This is a genomic window from Herbiconiux liangxiaofengii (assembly GCF_041927335.1).
Taxonomy (GTDB): domain Bacteria; phylum Actinomycetota; class Actinomycetes; order Actinomycetales; family Microbacteriaceae; genus Herbiconiux; species Herbiconiux liangxiaofengii.
Map to the genome: position 1 here is coordinate 165,438 of NZ_JBHFHD010000009.1, position 17,069 is coordinate 182,506.

12 protein-coding genes are annotated in these 17,069 nt (G+C 69.7%); 7 read left to right on the forward strand and 5 right to left on the reverse strand.

Translation table 11 applies throughout. The features are described from left to right. The first annotated feature begins 17 nt into the window (after positions 1-17). From ACEXOR_RS09645 to ACEXOR_RS09655, 3 genes are all read left to right on the forward strand, one after another. The gene (locus ACEXOR_RS09645) at positions 18-3,005 is read left to right on the forward strand and encodes a bifunctional [glutamine synthetase] adenylyltransferase/[glutamine synthetase]-adenylyl-L-tyrosine phosphorylase (protein WP_374849388.1); all 2,988 of its coding nucleotides are present in this window, start codon (positions 18-20) and stop codon (positions 3,003-3,005) included. A gap of 69 nt (positions 3,006-3,074) precedes the next feature. Beyond that, positions 3,075-3,347, forward strand: a complete 273-nt coding sequence (locus ACEXOR_RS09650) for a hypothetical protein (protein WP_374849390.1) — start codon at positions 3,075-3,077, stop codon at positions 3,345-3,347. Positions 3,348-3,491: 144 nt separating this feature from the next. Then, positions 3,492-5,417: a cell wall-binding repeat-containing protein gene (locus tag ACEXOR_RS09655; RefSeq protein WP_374849391.1), complete on the forward strand. Its 1,926-nt coding sequence runs from the start codon at positions 3,492-3,494 to the stop codon at positions 5,415-5,417. A 135-nt stretch (positions 5,418-5,552) separates the two neighbouring features. Here the strand turns inward: ACEXOR_RS09655 and glnA are convergent, their stop codons facing one another. Then, positions 5,553-6,977, reverse strand: a complete 1,425-nt coding sequence (glnA, locus tag ACEXOR_RS09660) for a type I glutamate--ammonia ligase (protein WP_374849393.1) — start codon at positions 6,975-6,977, stop codon at positions 5,553-5,555. Positions 6,978-7,147: 170 nt separating this feature from the next. On the opposite strand from glnA, the gene ACEXOR_RS09665 reads away from it, so the two are divergent. Further along, on the forward strand, positions 7,148-7,564 hold the full coding sequence (locus ACEXOR_RS09665; protein WP_374849394.1) for an RDD family protein: 417 nt from the start codon (positions 7,148-7,150) through the stop codon (positions 7,562-7,564). Positions 7,565-7,646: 82 nt separating this feature from the next. On the opposite strand, the gene ACEXOR_RS09670 is transcribed toward ACEXOR_RS09665, so the two are convergent. Then, positions 7,647-8,360: a DUF4191 domain-containing protein gene (locus ACEXOR_RS09670; RefSeq protein ID WP_374849395.1), complete on the reverse strand. Its 714-nt coding sequence runs from the start codon at positions 8,358-8,360 to the stop codon at positions 7,647-7,649. Positions 8,361-8,507: 147 nt separating this feature from the next. On the opposite strand from ACEXOR_RS09670, the gene ACEXOR_RS09675 reads away from it, so the two are divergent. Next, positions 8,508-9,908 carry a serine/threonine-protein kinase gene (locus ACEXOR_RS09675; protein WP_374849396.1) on the forward strand — a complete coding sequence of 467 codons (1,401 nt, stop codon included), beginning with the start codon at positions 8,508-8,510 and terminating at the stop codon, positions 9,906-9,908. A gap of 51 nt (positions 9,909-9,959) precedes the next feature. On the opposite strand, the gene sucB is transcribed toward ACEXOR_RS09675, so the two are convergent. The 3 genes from sucB to ACEXOR_RS09690 all read right to left on the reverse strand — a co-directional run bounded on the left by sucB (position 9,960) and on the right by ACEXOR_RS09690 (position 14,555). Beyond that, positions 9,960-11,459 (reverse strand): 2-oxoglutarate dehydrogenase, E2 component, dihydrolipoamide succinyltransferase, encoded by a 1,500-nt coding sequence (gene sucB / locus ACEXOR_RS09680; RefSeq protein WP_374849397.1) that lies wholly within the window; start codon positions 11,457-11,459, stop codon positions 9,960-9,962. Positions 11,460-11,569: 110 nt separating this feature from the next. Further along, positions 11,570-12,943 (reverse strand): dihydrolipoyl dehydrogenase, encoded by a 1,374-nt coding sequence (lpdA, locus tag ACEXOR_RS09685; protein WP_374849399.1) that lies wholly within the window; start codon positions 12,941-12,943, stop codon positions 11,570-11,572. 91 nt (positions 12,944-13,034) lie between these two features. Continuing rightward, a complete protein-coding gene (locus tag ACEXOR_RS09690) occupies positions 13,035-14,555 on the reverse strand; it encodes a leucyl aminopeptidase (protein WP_374849401.1) in 1,521 nt (506 codons plus the stop codon). A gap of 104 nt (positions 14,556-14,659) precedes the next feature. On the opposite strand from ACEXOR_RS09690, the gene ACEXOR_RS09695 reads away from it, so the two are divergent. Both ACEXOR_RS09695 and ACEXOR_RS09700 read left to right on the forward strand, forming a co-directional pair. Beyond that, the gene (locus ACEXOR_RS09695) at positions 14,660-15,592 is read left to right on the forward strand and encodes a proteasome assembly chaperone family protein (RefSeq protein WP_374849402.1); all 933 of its coding nucleotides are present in this window, start codon (positions 14,660-14,662) and stop codon (positions 15,590-15,592) included. Positions 15,593-15,657: 65 nt separating this feature from the next. Then, positions 15,658-16,989, forward strand: coding sequence for an MFS transporter (locus ACEXOR_RS09700; RefSeq protein WP_374849403.1), 1,332 nt, complete (start codon positions 15,658-15,660; stop codon positions 16,987-16,989). Positions 16,990-17,069 lie beyond the last annotated feature (80 nt).

Here is a 17,069-nt window from a genome sequence, read left to right on the forward strand (position 1 = left end):
GATCCGAGTTGCACTCCATGCCCCGTTCGAAGACCGCTCTCACCGATCTCGCGCGGGTGGGCTTCGCCCGCCTGAGCTGGGCGGCCGACGAGTTGCGCGCCCTGGCCGAGAGCACCGGGGTGCCGGTGGAGGAGCTGCTCCCGTCGTTCCAGACGGCGGCCGATCCCGACCAGGCGCTCGAGGGCGTGCTGCGGCTCGGCCAGCGGTCGCCCGACGTGCTGCGCACCTCCTTCGCCGACGAGCTCCTGCGCACCCGCGTCATCCGGGTGTTCGGGGCGTCGGCGGGGCTCACGGAGTTCTTCACGCGGCACTCGCATGAGCTGGCGGCGCTCGGAACCCCGGAGATCCGGCTCCCGGATGCCGAGACCGCCCGCCGCGAACTGCTCGCGTCGGTGGGAGCCGTCGACGGGTTCTCGGCCATCGTCGGCGAAGACGCCTGGACGGCCCTGCGGGTGCGTTACCGGGTGCTGCTCGCACTCGTCACCGCCTACGACCTCGAGCAGCGCAACCCGGTGGCCGGCCTGCCCGACGTGGGGGCCGCGCTGGCCGATCTGGCCGCGGGAGCGCTCGAAGCCGCCCTGGCCGTGGCGCGCACGCAGATCAGCAACAAGGGCAACGGGCTCTGGCATTTCCCCGCCGACGACGTGAGGGCCACCCGCCTGGCCATCATCGGCATGGGCAAGGCAGGAGCCGGGGAGCTCAACTACGTCAGCGACGTCGACGTGATCTTCGTGGCGGAGGGGTCGGGGTCGCTCGCCACATCGAGCGCGATCGAGATCGCGACCCGCCTGGCCATGGTGACCATGCGCGGCATCGGCGAATCCGGTCTCGAACCCGGCCTCTGGGAGGTCGACCCCAACCTGCGGCCGGAGGGCAAGGCGGGGGCGTTGGTGCGTTCGCTCGAGTCGCACGCCGCCTACTACGATCGCTGGGCCAAGAACTGGGAGTTCCAGGCCCTGCTGAAGGCCCGTCCGCTCGCCGGCGACCTCGAGCTGGGTGGGGATTACACCCGACTCGTGGCGCCGAAGGTGTGGGCGAGCGCGTCGCGCGAGAACTTCGTGGAGTCGGTTCAGCGGATGCGCGAGCGGGTGACCGAGCACATCAAAGGCGACGACGTGGAGTACCAGCTGAAGCTCGGGCCGGGGGGCCTGCGTGACATCGAGTTCACCGTGCAGCTGCTGCAGCTCGTGCACGGCCAGTCCGACGAGTCGGTTCGTCAGCGCGGTACGCTGCCCGCCCTCGAGGCCCTCGCCGACGCCGGCTACATCGGCCGGGTGGAGGCGGTGGAGTTCGGCCAGGACTACCGCATCCTGCGCCTGCTCGAGCACCGGCTCCAGCTGCGCCAGCTCAGCCGCACGCACCTGATGCCGCGCGAGGAGACGGAGCAGCGCGTGCTGGCCAGGGGCAGCGGGCTCGCCGGCAGCGCCGACGAGCTCGTCATCCGGTGGACGGCCATCAAGGTGCGGGTGCGCAGCCTGCACGAGCGGCTGTTCTACCGGCCGCTGCTCGCCGCGGTGGCGGCGCTCTCGCCCGACGAGCAGGCGCTCACCAGCGCCCAGGCCGAGGCGCGGCTGGCGGCGATCGGCTTCCTCAACCCGGGTGGAGCGCTCGGCCACATCCGGGCGATGACATCGGGCGTGTCCCGCCGGGCGCAGATCCAGCGCACGCTGCTGCCGGTGATGCTGCAGTGGTTCGCCAACGGGGCCGACCCCGACTACGGGCTGCTCGCGTTCCGTCGGCTCTCGGACACGCTGGGGGAGACCTACTGGTTCCTCCGCATGCTCCGGGACTCGTCGGGCGCCGCGGCACGGCTCACGCAGGTGCTCTCGGGCTCGCGGTTCGTCGGCGAGCTGCTCGAGCGCATCCCCGAGGCGGCCGCCTGGCTCGAGAACGACGAGGAGCTCCGACCTCGCCCGCGGGCGGTGCTCGAAGACGAGATGCGCTCGATCGTGGCGCGCCATGACACTCCGGATGCCGCGGCGATGGCCCTGCGCACGGCTCGGCGTCGCGAGGTGCTGCGCCTGGCCATCTCGTCCATCCTCGGCATGTGCACGGTCGAGGAGCTCGGCACGGGGCTCACCGTGATCACGACGGTGATGCTGGAGGGAACCCTCGCCGTCATCCGTCAGTCGGCGGCGCCGGCATCGGGTGACGGCATCGAGTTCGCGATCATCGGCATGGGGCGCTACGGCGGCGGCGAGCTCGGTTTCGGCTCGGATGCCGACGTGCTGTACGTGTTCCGCCCGGTTCGGGTCGATCAGGCGACGGGGCAGTCGGTGGCGCAGTTCATCGTGAACGAGCTGGTTCGGCTCACCGAGGATGCGCGCCTGCCGTTGGACCTCGACATCGACCTGCGGCCGGAGGGCAAGAACGGCCCGGCCGTGCGGTCGTTCACCTCGTACACGTCCTATTACGAACGCTGGTCGCTGACCTGGGAGGCGCAGGCCCTGCTGAGGGCCAACGGCGTGGCGGGCGACCGGAACCTGATCGAGGACTTCCACGCCCTCGCCGACACGGTGCGCTACCCGGCGTCGCTGTCGGAGACCGAGGCGCGCGAGGTGAAGCGCATCAAGGCCAGGGTGGAGAAGGAGCGGCTGCCGCAGGGTGCCGACCCGGCCCGGCACCTCAAGCTCGGCCGCGGGTCGTTGAGCGACGTCGAGTGGTACGTGCAGCTGCTGCAGTTGCAGAACGCGTCGCCGATCCCGTCGCTGCGCACGACGTCGACGCTCCGGGCGCTGGCGGCCGAGGAGAAGGCGGGGCTGATCAACCACGACGACGCCCGGAAGCTCCGGGAGGCCTGGCTCTTCGCCTCCCGCGCCCGTTCGGCGATGACGCTGTGGACCAACAAGACCTCCGACGTGCTGCCCTCCGACCGGCGGTCGCTCGAGGGCGTGGCGCGGCTTCTGGAGTATCCGCCAGGCTCGGCCTCGCAGCTCGAGGAGGACTACCTCGGCGTCACGAGGCGGGCGCGGACCGTGTTCGAGCGGTTGTTCTACGGCACGTGATGAGGCTCTCCCGGGCCTTTCTTGTCCGGGGGCGAGCCACCGTCGGCGGTCGGGCGTAGCGTTGAAGGAGTGATCACCACTCCGACCGAGCGACTGCTCGGCATCCAGCGTCTGCACCGTGCCGGCACCGTGCTCCTGTCCGCGGGAGCGGTGGCGTCGATGGGCGGGCTGTGGTTGCTCACCACCACGCCGTCGGGCCCCATGGCGGGTGTCGTGGTGGGCGCTGCCCTGGTCGGTGCGGGGATCGACCGCCGGCTGACGGCCCTCCGGCGTCGGCAGCGGTTCGAGACCGAGCTCGAGTACGAGCTGCTCTCGGTGCCGCTGCGGTCGTCGATCCGGTAGAACTCGTCGCGTAGCGCCTCGTGACCCCTGACTGGGGGATGCCCGGGAGCGAGCGGGTCTGAAATATTGGTGAGCGGGACTCGCCGTGCGGTGGGGCATGACGGGGGAACGATGTTCGGTGCGACGACGCGGGCGAAGAAGTCGATGACGGTGATTCTGGCCGCGATGCTCGCGGCCGCCACCGGATTCGTCGCGGCAGCGCCGGCGAACGCGGACCCCTCCACGGCGCCCGTGCCCGACGGCGTGTATCTCACCACGCCTCGAGTCGAGCCGGGCGGGCGCGCGTGGGTTGCCTTCGTGGGAGACAGCGGCTGCGACCGGGTGACGTCGGCCGTGTTCGTCGGCTCCACGGGCTCGACCCCGCTCGCCAGTCAGGCGTTCGGCGAGAGTTTCTGGCTGGAGCGCGCATTCGTCTTCCGTGATGCTGCGGATGCACCTCTGCCCATAGGAACCTCCGGTGCCGACCGGGGCCGCCTCGAGGTCACCTGCTCGGCCGACGGCGGGGGTGCGAGCAGCACGTTCTCCCTGCCGCTCACCGTCAGCTCCACCGAGCCCGCCTCGACGTACCATGCCTCGACGGCCTGGACCTGGTACACGAAGGGCGCTGTCACGGGCGGCGCGGCGGTGCGGGTCAACGCGCTCGGGTTCCACCCCGGCGAGGGGGCGACTGTCTCGATCGTGAACTCGACGAGGTTCTACGGCACCGGTGGCGGCGATCTCGCCGCCGCGTCGGCGACCCCGGTCGAGGTCGTGGCCGACGGCGAGGGAGCCGTCACCGCCGAGCTCACGCTTCCGGCCGGCTGGACCAGCACCGACGAGCTGAACGTGGTGGTGTCGGGAATGATCGACCGCTACCTCCTCGCCTCCGACGGCGGTGAGCCCATCAGCGGTGAGCCGAACCTGGCGCTGTCGGCGCCGGGCGCCGCGGTGGCGGGCGGCACCGTGTCGATCGCTGCCGGTGGCTTCGTCGCGGGGGAGACCGTCGTCGTCGCGCTGCACTCCGACAGTGCTCCGGCCGTGAAGCTCGCCACCCTGAAGGCCGACGCGAGCGGTTCGGTGTCGGGCCAGGTGAAGCTGCCCGCGGCCACCGCTCCTGGTTCCTATCGCATCTGGGCCGGAGCGAAGGTCATCAGCTACCTGCTGCTGAACGACCCGCTCACCGTCGCCACCACGGAGCGCATCTCCGCGCCCGACCGGTTCTCGAACTCGGTCGAGATCGCGAAAGAGGCCTTCCCGAACGGCGCCCCGGTGGTCTACGTGGCCACCGGTCTGAACTACCCGGATGCGCTCGGTGCGGGTGCGGCAGCGGCTTCGGCCGGCGGCCCGCTGCTCCTCACCAGCCCGGGCGCGCTCCCGGCGAGCGTGAAGACCGAGATCACGTCGTTGGCACCCTCGAAGATCGTGGTGGTCGGCGGGCCGAACTCGGTCTCGCCCGCGGTGTTCACCGAGCTGCAGACTCTGGCGCCGACCGTCATCCGTCAGGGTGGGGCCGACCGGTACGAGGCATCCCGGAACATCGTCGCCGGCCAGTTCACCGAGGCGACCACCGCGTTCATCGCCACCGGCGCCAACTTCCCCGATGCGCTGAGCGCCACGAGCGCGGCCGCGGGACAGGATGCGCCGGTGCTCCTGGTGCCGGGCGGCAATGCCTCGATCGATGCGCCGACCCTGCAGCTGCTCTCGTCGCTCGGAGTCACCGACGTCACCATCACCGGCGGACCGAATTCGGTGTCCCCGGCCATCGAGGCCCAGCTGAAGTCGGTGCTCGGGTCGGATCACGTCATCCGACTGGGCGGAGCCGACCGATTCGAGGCCTCGACCGCCATCAACACCCGCTACTTCGAGTCGTCGAGCGAGGTCTACGTGGCGACGGGCAGCAACTTCCCCGACGCCCTGGCCGGCGGGGTACTCGCGGCCACGCACTCCGCGCCGCTCCTCGTCGTGCGCGGAGACTGCGTGCCGGCATCCACTCTCGACGCGCTCCAGCGCTGGGGCGTCACCAAGGTCACGCTGATCGGCGGCCCGGCATCCCTCACCGACGCCGTCGCGACCCTGCGCCAGTGCGGCTGACCCAGCGGTCGGATGGGCGTCACCCCTGAAGGGCCGCCCGCCTCGTGTGCGACCCACACCGGTGTCGTCGACCGAAGGCATGAAGATGGGCCGCACCCCTGGGGATGCGGCCCTTCTCGTCGTCAACGGCTCAGATCACACGCCGTAGTAGAGCTCGAACTCGAACGGGTGCGGGCGCTGCGCGATCGGCTTGATCTCGTTCTCACGCTTGTACGTGATCCAGGTCTCGATCAGGTCGGGGGTGAACACGTTGCCCTTCGTGAGGAACTCGTGGTCGGCCTCGAGCGCGTCGAGCGCCGCGTCGAGCGTCGCGGGAACCTGGGGGATGTTCTTGGCCTCCTCGGGAGGAAGCTCGTACAGGTCCTTGTCGACGGGCTCGTGCGGCTCGATGCGGTTCTGGATGCCGTCCAGGCCCGCCATCAGCTGCGCGGCGAACGCGAGGTACGGGTTGCCCGAGGCATCCGGCGCGCGGAACTCGATGCGCTTGGCCTTGGGGTTCGTGCCCGTGATCGGGATGCGGATCGACGCCGAGCGGTTACCGGCCGAGTAGACCAGGTTCACGGGGGCCTCGAAGCCGGGCACCAGGCGGTGGTACGAGTTCACCGTGGGGTTGGTGAACGCGAGCACAGCCGGAGCGTGCTTCAGCAGACCGCCGATGTACCAGCGGGCGAGGTCGCTGAGTCCGCCGTAGCCGGCCTCGTCGTAGAAGAGCGGCTCGCTGCCGTTCCACAGCGACTGGTGGGTGTGCATACCCGATCCGTTGTCGCCGAAGAGGGGCTTGGGCATGAACGTGGCCGTCTTGCCCCAGAGGTTCGCCGTGTTCTTCACGATGTACTTGAACTTCAGGATGTCGTCGGCCGCGTGCACCATGGTGTCGAAGCGGTAGTTGATCTCGCCCTGACCGGCGGTGCCCACTTCGTGGTGGGCGCGCTCGAGGATGAGACCGGCGTCGATCAGCTTCAGCGAGATGTCGTCGCGCAGGTCGGCGTGCTGGTCGACCGGCGAGACGGGGAAGTAGCCGCCCTTGTAGGGCGTCTTGTTGGCGAGGTTTCCGCCCTCTTCCTCGCGGCCCGTGTTCCAGGCGGCCTCGGAGGAGTCGACGGCGTAGAAGCTCTTGTTCTGCGAGACCTCGTAGCGCACGTCGTCGAAGATGTAGAACTCGGCCTCGGGGGCGAAGAACGCGGTGTCGGCGATGCCGGTCGACGCGAGGTACTTCTCGGCCTTCTTGGCCACCTGACGCGGGTCGCGCGAGTAGATCTCGCCGTTCCGCGGGTTGTAGATGTCGAAGACGATGATGAGGGTCCGCTCGGCCCGGAAGGGGTCGACGTAAGCCGTGGAGACATCAGGGATGAGCTGCATGTCCGACTCGTGGATCGACGCGAAGCCGCGGATCGACGAGCCATCGAAGAGCTGACCGACCGCGAAGAATTCCTCGTCGACGGTGGAGGCGGGGATGTTGAAGTGCTGCTGGACCCCGGGAAGGTCCGTGAAGCGGATGTCGAGGAACTTGACATCCGTGTCCTTGATGAACTTGAGCACCTCGGAAGAATCACTGAACATGTGAGAGATCTCCAAATGGCTTGGTACAGAAAAAGCTGCAGATGCAGCCACTCGTCAGGATAGGGGCAGGCCGTTGCCCGACTGTGTCGCCATTGTTTCCGGCATGTTACGGGTTCTTGGAATCCGCCCCGAGCATCCGCCGACCGGCCAGCGCTTAGGCTTGGTCGGTGATGAGTTCAGCACCCGCGCCCGGTGGGGCCGCGCCCAGTGATTGGCCGGGGGAGCGCCTCGGCCTCCGACGCGAGGGGCACGGGTCGATGGCCCGGCCGGGCCGCCGCATCGCCGCGCTGCTGATCGATTTCGCCTTCTGCTATGTGATCTACTACGCGTTCTTCCTCTACAGCGACTGGGCCAGCCTCGTCATCTTCATGGTCGAGCAGATCGTGCTCCTGATCCTCCTCGGCGGAGGAATCGGGCACCTGCTGCTGGGCCTGCGGCTCGTGCGGCTCGACGGGGGCTGGGCAGGCTGGTGGCGGCCCATCCTGCGCACGGTGCTGCTGGTGCTCGTCATTCCTGCCGTCATCTGGGACTCCGATCAGCGGGGCCTGCACGACGTGTTCTCCGGCACGATGCTCATCAAGCGGTGAACGGATGAGAAGGGCCCCGTCACAGATGTGACGGGGCCCTTCTTGTGCTTCGCGGGTGCGCCTGCGCGACTCGGCGAAGAAGTCAGCGGCCTCGCTGCGGGCGCATCCGCATCGGGTCGATGCCCTTCGGGATCGGCAGGGGGGAGGACGACAGCGAGGTGAGCCGGTTCGACACGGCGAGCACCTCGGGCTTGGTGAGCGTGGGCTTGATGCGTGCGAGCGTGCGGGGAATGCGGTGCAGCGGCACCGCGTCGGGGTCGGGGCCGACCGACACGAAGGTGACCGGGACGTTCGGCAGGATGCGCAGGATCTTGCGACGCTCGTCTTCGAGCATCTTGGTGGTGCGGGAGCGTGAACCCTCGCCGATCAGCACGACGCCGCCGCGGCCCACGGCACGGTAGATCGCATCCTGGGTCTTGCCGTTGACGGCCACCGGCATCTCGCTGCCCGTCCAGCTGCGGCGGAGGGAGCTGCGGAGCACGGCACCCACGGCACCGGGCTGGCCCTCGATCTGCTTGTAGGCGGCACGTTCGGCGCGACGACCGAGGATGATGAGGGCGGCGAGCAGGCCGGCGAGAACGCCCGCCAGGATCCACATGACGATGCCGAACACGTTGCCGGCCGACAGCACCAGCGCGGCCACCACTCCGAGGAGGACGGGCACGGCGAAGCCGACCGCCATGATGAGCACCGCTTTGTCGTCGTAGCGGCGGGTCATCTTGAAGACCTGCCACATCTGCTTCAGACGGCCCGGTTCTTTGGGCTTCTTGGGTGCTTTCTCGGTGTTGCGTGCCATGACTCCAAGGATACGTGCTGGCGCCCGATCGCGTCGCCACGTTCTCGGAGGGCGTGACTGCTCCTGCACAGGCGGTTCCGGGCTGGATCCGTGCACTGTTCTGCTCCAGCTCGCCCGGCGGGCCGTTCGCGCGCGCACACTCGTCGCATGACCGTTACCTCATCGACCGTGCCTGGGTCCACTGCGGGGCCTGCGCCGCCGCGCGGCCTGTCGGCACTGGTGCCCGGCTACGTGCTGACCGAGTTGGTGTCGGTCGGCCCGCGGGCCAACGTCTTCCGAGCGGTCGCCACAGCGAAACCCGGGCATCCGGTCATCGTGAAAGTGTGGTTCCCGGATGCGCGGGCCGCCTGCCGGGCCGAGTGCGAGGTGCTCGCTCGTCACCCCGTCGCCGCGATGCCGTCTCTGGTGGCGTGCCTGCGCACCGTGCATGACGACCCGGTCACGGTCATGACGCTCTGCGAGGGCCGGCCGCCGCGCGAGTGGCCTCCACCGTGCGTGCCGGCGCTGGTGGCCCTGATCACGTCGCTGCACGCGATGGGCATCGCTCACGGCGCGCTCTCGCGGGAGTCGATCCTCATCGATTCGTCAGGCGCACCCGTGCTCATCTCATTCGGTCACGCGGTGATGCTGGACACCCCGCCCGACCTCCCCGACGGTGGCGCCGGCACGAAACCTCCCGAACCGCACCGGGTGGTCTTCGAGCGGGCCCGAGCCCACGATCTCCGGGTGCTCCTGGCGCTGACCCGCGCGGGCCCCGCTCATCCGGCGCCTGGAGACATGGCGGGGCAGGCCGATGATCCGTGGGCGTGGCAGGAGAGGGAACCCGCCGCCGCGGCGGAGGTGCACTTCATCGAGACTCTGGAACCCGCGGTGTCGGCCCTCCACGAGAGCTGGCGGGCGGTACGGCGGTTGCTGCGGCATCGACGGCAGCACGTCTTGAGGGGAAGCCACCGCCGTGTCGCGGTCGGCGCTGCGAGCGCGATCGTGCTCGGTGTCGTCGTGGCCGCGGTGCTGCTGCCCAGCCCGCCCACCGCGTCGGCACCGAGTGGAGCGCGTGGGCTTGAAGGGGCGACTTCCCCGACCGGCACGATGAACGACGCGACACCGTCGTCTTCCGGCGGTGCCGGAACCGCTGTCGGCACCCCCGGGGTCACCGCGTCGGACTCGTCCGCCCCGACGCCTGCTCCGCCGCCGGCCGACGGGCCGCCGCCGCCGGCCGATCCGCAGGATGTGCCGGCGGCGGTGGCGGCGCTGCTCGACGCGCGCTGGCGCTGTGTGGCGGGCGGCGGGGGAGAGTGTCTCGGCGGAGCGGATCAGTGGAACTCGCCCGCCTATCTCGCCGACCAGGAGCTCGCGCGGGAGAACGGGCCGCCTGATCCACTCGGGCACGAGGTCGTCGGTCTGACCGTCGCGCAGCAGTTCGGTGGCATGGTGCTGCTCACGGGCGCCGTCGAGGCAGACACCCCGGGAACGACGAAGCCGGTCTCGCTCCTCGTCGTGAGGAGCGAGACCGGCTGGAGACTTCGTTCGTACGAGGTCAGCGACTGATCAGAAGACGTCCGACCGGAGCTGCACCCGCGACCGCCCGACCCGCGAGGGTCAGATGCCGAGCTCGGCCTGGAAGTCGCCGTCTTCGAGGCGGCTCTTGACCGCGGTCAGGAACCGGGCTGCGTCCGCGCCGTCGACGATGCGGTGGTCGTAGCTGAGCGCCAGGTACACCATGGAGCGTACGGCGATCGCGTCGGCGCCGTCGACCTTCACGATGGCGGGCTTCTTCACGACCGCGCCGGTGCCCAGGATGGCCACCTGCGGCAGGAACACCAGCGGGGTGTCGAACAGCGCACCGCGCGAACCCGTGTTGGTGAGAGTGAAGGTGCCACCGGCGAGCTCGTCGGGCTTGAGCTTGTTGTCGCGCGTGCGCGCAGCGAGGTCGGCGATCTGGGCGGCGAAGCCGGCGATGTCGAGATCACCGGCGTTCTTCACGACCGGCGTGAGCAGCCCGCGCTCGGTGTCGACCGCGATGCTGATGCTCTCGTGATCGGGGTAGACGATGCTGTCGCCGTCGACCGTCGCGTTGATGACCGGGTAGGCCTTGAGGGCCTCGGTCGCCGCGAGGGCGAAGAACGGGAGGAAGGACAGCTTCTGGCCGGTCTTCTCCAGGAACGACGCCTTCACCGAGTCGCGGAAGGCGGCGACCTTGGTGACGTCGACCTCGACCACCGTGGTGAGCTGGGCCGAAGCCTGCATCGAGGCCACCGCGCGCTCCGCGACGACCTTGCGCAGTCGCGACATGGGCTGGGTGGTGCCGCGGAGCGGCGACGTCTCCAGCGGAACGCGCTTGGACGCTGCGGGCGTGGCCGACGGAGCCGGTGCGGCCGGAGCCTTGGCGGCCTCGGCGGCGGCGAGCACGTCTTCCTTGCGGATGCGGCCGCCCACTCCCGAACCGGTCACGGTCGAGAGGTCGATGCCCTGGTCGTGGGCGAGCTTGCGCACGAGAGGCGTCACGTAGCCGGCGTTGGGGCCCGACGCGGCGGGAGCGGAGTCGGCAGCCGGGGCGGCAGGAGCCGGAGCGGCCGCGGCCGGAGCAGCAGCGGCCGGAGCAGCGGCGACGGGGGCCGGGGCGGCGGCGACGGGAGCCGGCACGGCCGCGACCGGGGCAGGAGCGGCAGCAGGCGCGGGCGCCTCCTGAACGGGAGCGGGCTCCGAGGCGGCGGGCTGCTCGGCGGGTGCCGGGCTGTCGACCGACGACACGACGACCTCTTCGGGCTTCTCCTCCGCAGGGGCGGCGGGTGCCGGCTCGGCGGGAGCGGGCTCAGCCGCGGCAGGTGCCGGCTCGGCCGGAGCGGACTCTCCCGCGCCGGACCCATCGCCGATGCGCACCAGCGCGGTGCCCACCTCGACGGTCTCGTCCTCCTGCACGAGGATCTCTTCGATCACCCCCGCGACGGGCGAGGGGATCTCGGTGTCGACCTTGTCGGTCGACACCTCGAGAAGGGGCTCGTCGACCTCGACACGATCGCCGACGTTCTTGAGCCACCGGGTGACCGTTCCTTCGGTGACACTCTCACCGAGTGCGGGAAGGTTGACGGATTCGCTCATGACCTTTGTCTCCTTATGGAACCGTTCGTATTCAGCCTAGTAGGCCAGGTGGTATGGGGCACGGCCCCTGAGGTCGGGCCCGCAGAGCCGAGGCATCCGCGGGCCTGAGATCAGATGGCGTGCAAAGGCTTTCCGGCCAGTGCGAGATGCGCCTCGCCGAGGGCTTCGTTCTGGGTGGGGTGGGCGTGCACGAGCGAGGCCACGTCTTCGGGGTAGGCCTCCCAGTTCACGATCAGCTGTCCTTCGCCGATCAGTTCGCCGACTCGCGCTCCGATCATGTGGATGCCGATCACGGGGCCGTCGACGACGCGCACGACCTTGACCGAGCCGCTGGTGCCGATGATATGGCTCTTGCCGTTGCCCGCCAGGTTGTAGTCGTACGACGAGATCTTGTCGTCGCCGTACTTCTCTTTGGCCTTGGACTCGGTGAGGCCCACCGACGCGACCTCGGGGTCGGAGTAGGTGACCTTGGGGATGTTGACATCCTCGACCACCTGCGGGTTCAGGCCCGCGATCTCCTCGGCCACGAAGATGCCCTGCTGGAACCCGCGGTGCGCGAGCTGCAGGCCTGGAACGATGTCGCCCACGGCGTAGACGCCGGGCACGTTCGTTTGCAGTCGGTGGTCGGTGATGACGAAGCCGCGGTCGACGGTGATGCCGACTTCCTCGAAGCCCAGTCCGGCCGTCGCGGGGCCACGGCCCACGGCGACGAGCATCAGGTCGGCCTCGAAGGTCTTGCCGTCTTCGAGCGTGACGACCACGCCGTCGTCGTTCTGCGTGACTCCCGAGAACCGGGTGCCGAGGTTGAACGCGATGCCGCGCTTGCGGAAGGCCCGCTCGAACTGCTTCGAGATGGCCTCGTCTTCGTTGGGAACCAGGTGGGGGAGTGCTTCGATGATCGTGACATCGACGCCGAACGACTTCCAGACACTCGCGAACTCGACGCCGATGACGCCGCCGCCCAGGATGACGACCTTGTTCGGGATGAAGTCGAGCGCGAGGGCGTGCTCCGAGGTGATCACCCGGCCGCCGATCTCGAGGCCGGGGAGGGTGCGCGAGTACGACCCGGTGGCCAGCACGATCTTCGAGCCGGTGATGGTCTGGTCGCCCACCTGCACGGTGGTGGGGGAGGTGAGGCGGCCCTCGCCGGCGATGGTGGTGATGCCGCGGGCCTTGACCAGGCCCTCGAGGCCCTTGTACTTCGAGGAGACGATGCCCTCGCGGTAGGCGGTGACCGCGGCGATGTCGATGCCGCCGAAGGTGGTGTTCACGCCGTACTTCGCGGATTCACGCGAGACGTCGGCGACCTCGGCCGAGTGCAGCAGCGCCTTGGTGGGGATGCAGCCGCGGTGCAGGCAGGTACCGCCGACCTTGTCCTTCTCGATCATCGCGACCGTGAAGCCCAGCTGGCTGGCACGCAGCGCGGCCGCGTAGCCGCCGCTGCCTCCGCCGAGAACGACAATGTCAAAATTCTGTTCCGACACCTAAGCAACTCCCTCGTGCATCGTGTTCCAGGCCCGTTCAGATGGGCGGACGTGGAAGAAGGGCGATGTTTTTTTCGCCCTTACGACCTTACTACGCGCGGGAGAACGCCTCGGCAAGGCGCAACAGCGTGCGCACCGTGACGCCGGTGGGGCCCTTGACGGTGAATCCGTAGCCGCCGTCCTTGTTCTGGGCAGGGCCGGCGATGTCCAGGTGCGCCCACGGGATCGTCTCGCCGGCCTCGTCGGTGCCCACGAAGTCCTTCAGGAACGCACCGGCCACGAGCATCCCGCCCGCCGTGTTGCCCGGTTTCACGTTCGCGATGTCGGCGATGTCGGAGGCCAGCATCGAGCGCATCTCCTCCGGCAGCGGCATCGGCCACACCGGTTCGCCGGCGGCGTCCGCGGCGATCAGCACCTGGTCCACCAGCTTCTCGTCGCCCATGGCAGCCGTGTAGCGGTTGCCGAGGGCCACCACGGCCGCGCCCGTCAGGGTGGCCACGTCGATGATGGCGTCGGGCTTCTCCTCGCTCGCCGCCACGAGTCCGTCGGCCATCACGAGCCGGCCCTCGGCATCGGTGTTCAGCACCTCCACGGTGCGGCCGCCGCGAATGGTGAGCACGTCACCGGGCCGGATGGCAACGCCCGAGGGCATGTTCTCGGCGAGGCAGAGCCAGGCGGTGAGGCGCACGGGGAGCTGCAGGCGGGCGGCGGCGATCACGGCGGCGAGCACCGTGGCCGAGCCGGCCATGTCGTACTTCATGCCGATCATCGACACCGGGGGCTTCAGCGAGAGTCCGCCGGTGTCGAAAGTGATGCCCTTGCCCACGAGGGCGAGGTGCTTGGATGCGGCCGACGGGTGGTACGAGACCTTCACCAGGCGGGGCGGCCGGGTCGAGCCCTGGCCGACGCCGGCGATGCCGCCGAAGCCCTGGGCCACGAGCTGCTCCTCGTCCCACACGGCGACCTCCACCGGCAGGCCCTCCACGAGCTCGTGCACGCGGTCGGCGTACACCGAGGGGTAGAGGTCCAGTGCCGGCACGTTCACGAGATCGCGCACGAGATTGACGGCGTCGACGGATGCGCGGGCCCGCTCCAGGGCCGTCTCCGACTCGTCGCCGGTGAGCGACCCGAACACCACTGCGAGCTCGCGGAGACCGACGGGCTCCACCGTCGTGGTGCCCGCACCCCGGTAGTCGGTGTAGTCGTAGGAGCCGAGGCCGGCACCCTCGAGCACCGCCTCGAGCTGCGCGGCGGTCTCGACGCCGAAGTCGATCACCACCCGGCCGGTGCCGGTCGCCCGCCGTCCGGCGACCCCGGCGGCGTAGCGCAGCGCGGCGACATCCGGCTCCGCGGTTCCGAGTCCCACCACGGCCACGGCTTTGGCCGATGCTCCGGCCGGAGCGGGCAACCGCACGAACTCGTCCTTCTTGCCGGCGAACGCCACGGCCTCGAGCCAGGCCTCGACGGCGGCTTCGAAATCGGTGCCGAACGAGGCGCCGAGCGAACCGCGCACCGAGATCTCCTCCCCGGTCTTCGAGGCGGCCACGACGAGCAGTTCGTCGTCGGTGAGGGTCTGGTCGGGGGAGCGGAGCGAGAGCGATGCCGAAGTCATCACGCCATGCTATCCGCGCCGGATGACCTATTCCCGATCGGTGTTCGCTCTCGGCATGCGACCCCCGCCGGAGCTCGGCCACCCTCGGCCTTTAGAGTTGGAACATGGAAAATCCGAGCGGTCTCTATGACGTCGTGGCCGATCCGGGCCTCGTGCCCGACGGGCTGCAGCTCGTGGCCGCCCTCACCGGCTTCACCGATGCGGGCGGAGCTGTCTCTCAGTTCGGCGAGTACCTGCTCGACACCCTCGACTCCACGATCGTGGCGGAGTTCGACCCCGACATCCTGCTCGACTACCGCGCCCGCCGGCCCATCATCACGTTCGACCAAGACCACGTGAGCGACTTCCAGCCGCAGACGCTGCGCCTCTACCTGATGACGGATGAGCTGGGCCAGCGCTTCCTCTTCCTGAACGGCTTCGAGCCCGACTTCCAGTGGGAGCGGTTCACCGCGGCGGTGATCGAGCTGGTGGGGCGTTTCGCCGTCAGCACCACCACCTGGGTGCACGCCATCCCGATGCCCGTGCCCCACACCCGTCCGGTGCGCGTGACCGTGAGCGGCAACCGGGCCGAGCTGATCGAGGCCCTCTCGGTGTGGAAGCCCACCACCCAGGCCCCGGCGAACGCCCTGCATCTCGTGGAGTACCGACTCGGCGAGCTGGGCCATCCGGTGGCCGGCTTCGTGCTGCTCGTGCCCCACTACCTGGCCGACACCGAGTACCCCACAGCGGCGCTCGTGGCGGTCGAGAGCGTGAGCGCGGCGACGAGCCTCATCTTCCCCACCGACCGGCTCCGCGAGGAGGGTCGCGTGTTCAGCGCCAAGATCGACGAGCAGGTCGAATCGAACACCGAGCTGGCGCGCCTGGTGGCCACGCTGGAGCAGCGTCACGACACCTATATGGAGGGCACGAGCGTGCGCTCTCCGCTCACCGACATCGACGGTGAGCTGCCCTCGGCCGACGAGATCGCCGACGAGCTGGAGCGGTTCCTGGCCGGCAACCGGCAGGGCGACGACTTCCCCGGTGGCGACGCGCGCTGACCGGGCGGTAGCGCCGACCGGGCGAGGAGACGGGCTCCGCCCAGCGGGCGAGTACATTTGAGCCGGTGAACTCCCGTCGCTCCTGGATCGTGTTCGGGGTCGGCGTGTTCGCCTACATGGCGGCGGTGCTGCAACGCTCCACCCTCGGGGTCGCCGGCGTCTCCGCGGCCGACCGCTTCGACACCACGGCGGCGCTGCTCTCGGGCCTCGCGGTGGTGCAGCTGATCGTGTACGCGGGCCTGCAGATCCCCATCGGTCTGCTGATCGACCGGGTGGGCCCGAAACTGCTCATCACCACAGGGTCGGCCGTGATGGTCGCCGGCCAACTGGTGCTCGCGTTCGCCCCGAACATCGGCATCGCCATCGCCGGCCGCATCCTGGTGGGAGCGGGAGATGCGGCCGTGTTCATCTCGTTGATCCGGCTGATCAACTCCTGGTTCCAGGGCCGGAGCGTGCCGCTGCTGTCGCAGTGGACGGGCAACGTCGGCGCCATCGGCCAGATCCTCTCGGCGCTCCCGTTCGCGTGGATCCTGCACGAGCAGGGCTGGACGCCCGCCTTCGTCGCGGCGGCCTCGCTCTCGTTCGCGGCCTTCGTGCTGGGGGTCGCGTTCCTGGCAGACCGGCCCGGCGGCGTGCCCGAGCAGCCGAAGGCCGCCTCGATTCCGGATGCGGTGCGCGGCCTCGGCCAGACCCTCCGCCGGCCGGGCACCCAGCTGGGCTTCTGGTCGCACTACGTCACGCAGTCCTCCGGCACGGTGTTCTCCCTGTTCTGGGGCTTCCCCTTCATGGTGTCGGCGATGGGGATCGCCGAGTCGACGGCCTCCGTGCTCCTGGTGGTGATCGTGCTCACCGGACTCGTGGCGGGGCCGATCCTCGGCATCCTCACCGCCCGCTTCCCGCTGCGGCGGTCGAATCTCGTGCTGGGCATCACCGCCGCGCTCGCAACAGTGTGGGCGGCCGTGCTGCTCTGGCCCGGCATCCCACCGTTCTGGCTGATCGTGCTGCTCGTGATCACGATGGGGGTGGGCGGGCCGGGCTCCCTGATCGGGTTCGACTTCGCCCGGTCGTTCAACCCGATCCGGTCGCTGGGTTCGGCGAACGGCATCGTCAACGTGGGCGGGTTCACGGCCAGCTTCGTCACCATGTTCGTGATCGGCGTCATCCTGGATGCGCAGTTCGACGCGGGCTGGAGCCCGACGCTCTACGACCTCGACGCCTTCCGGCTGGCGTTCGCGGTGCAGTACCCGATCATCGGTTTCGGGGTGGTGATGCTGCTGCGCGCACGGCGCCGCACGAGGCAGAAGCTCGAGGAGGACGAGGGAATATCCGTGGGCCCCATCTGGGTTGCACTGTACCGAGCGTGGAAGCGCCGAGCCGGGCCCCGCCGGGGGGCGTGACGGTGATCGGTCTTCCGTTTCCGTGCAATACTTGATAATGAAGACCCGTTCCTGTGCACGGTCGCAGCGCCCCTCACGGC

Excerpts from the sequence above, each read along its gene's own strand:
- ACEXOR_RS09655 (WP_374849391.1), top strand. The coding sequence starts at position 3,492 with ATGACGGTGATTCTGGCCGCGATGCTCGCGGCCGCCACCGGATTCGTC.
- ACEXOR_RS09695 (WP_374849402.1), top strand. The coding sequence starts at position 14,660 with ATGGAAAATCCGAGCGGTCTCTATGACGTCGTGGCCGATCCGGGCCTC.
- glnA (WP_374849393.1), bottom strand. The coding sequence starts at position 6,977 with ATGTTCAGTGATTCTTCCGAGGTGCTCAAGTTCATCAAGGACACGGAT.
- sucB (WP_374849397.1), bottom strand. The coding sequence starts at position 11,459 with ATGAGCGAATCCGTCAACCTTCCCGCACTCGGTGAGAGTGTCACCGAA.
- ACEXOR_RS09675 (WP_374849396.1), top strand. The coding sequence starts at position 8,508 with ATGACCGTTACCTCATCGACCGTGCCTGGGTCCACTGCGGGGCCTGCG.
- ACEXOR_RS09670 (WP_374849395.1), bottom strand. The coding sequence starts at position 8,360 with ATGGCACGCAACACCGAGAAAGCACCCAAGAAGCCCAAAGAACCGGGC.
- ACEXOR_RS09665 (WP_374849394.1), top strand. The coding sequence starts at position 7,148 with ATGAGTTCAGCACCCGCGCCCGGTGGGGCCGCGCCCAGTGATTGGCCG.
- ACEXOR_RS09690 (WP_374849401.1), bottom strand. The coding sequence starts at position 14,555 with ATGACTTCGGCATCGCTCTCGCTCCGCTCCCCCGACCAGACCCTCACC.
- ACEXOR_RS09645 (WP_374849388.1), top strand. The coding sequence starts at position 18 with ATGCCCCGTTCGAAGACCGCTCTCACCGATCTCGCGCGGGTGGGCTTC.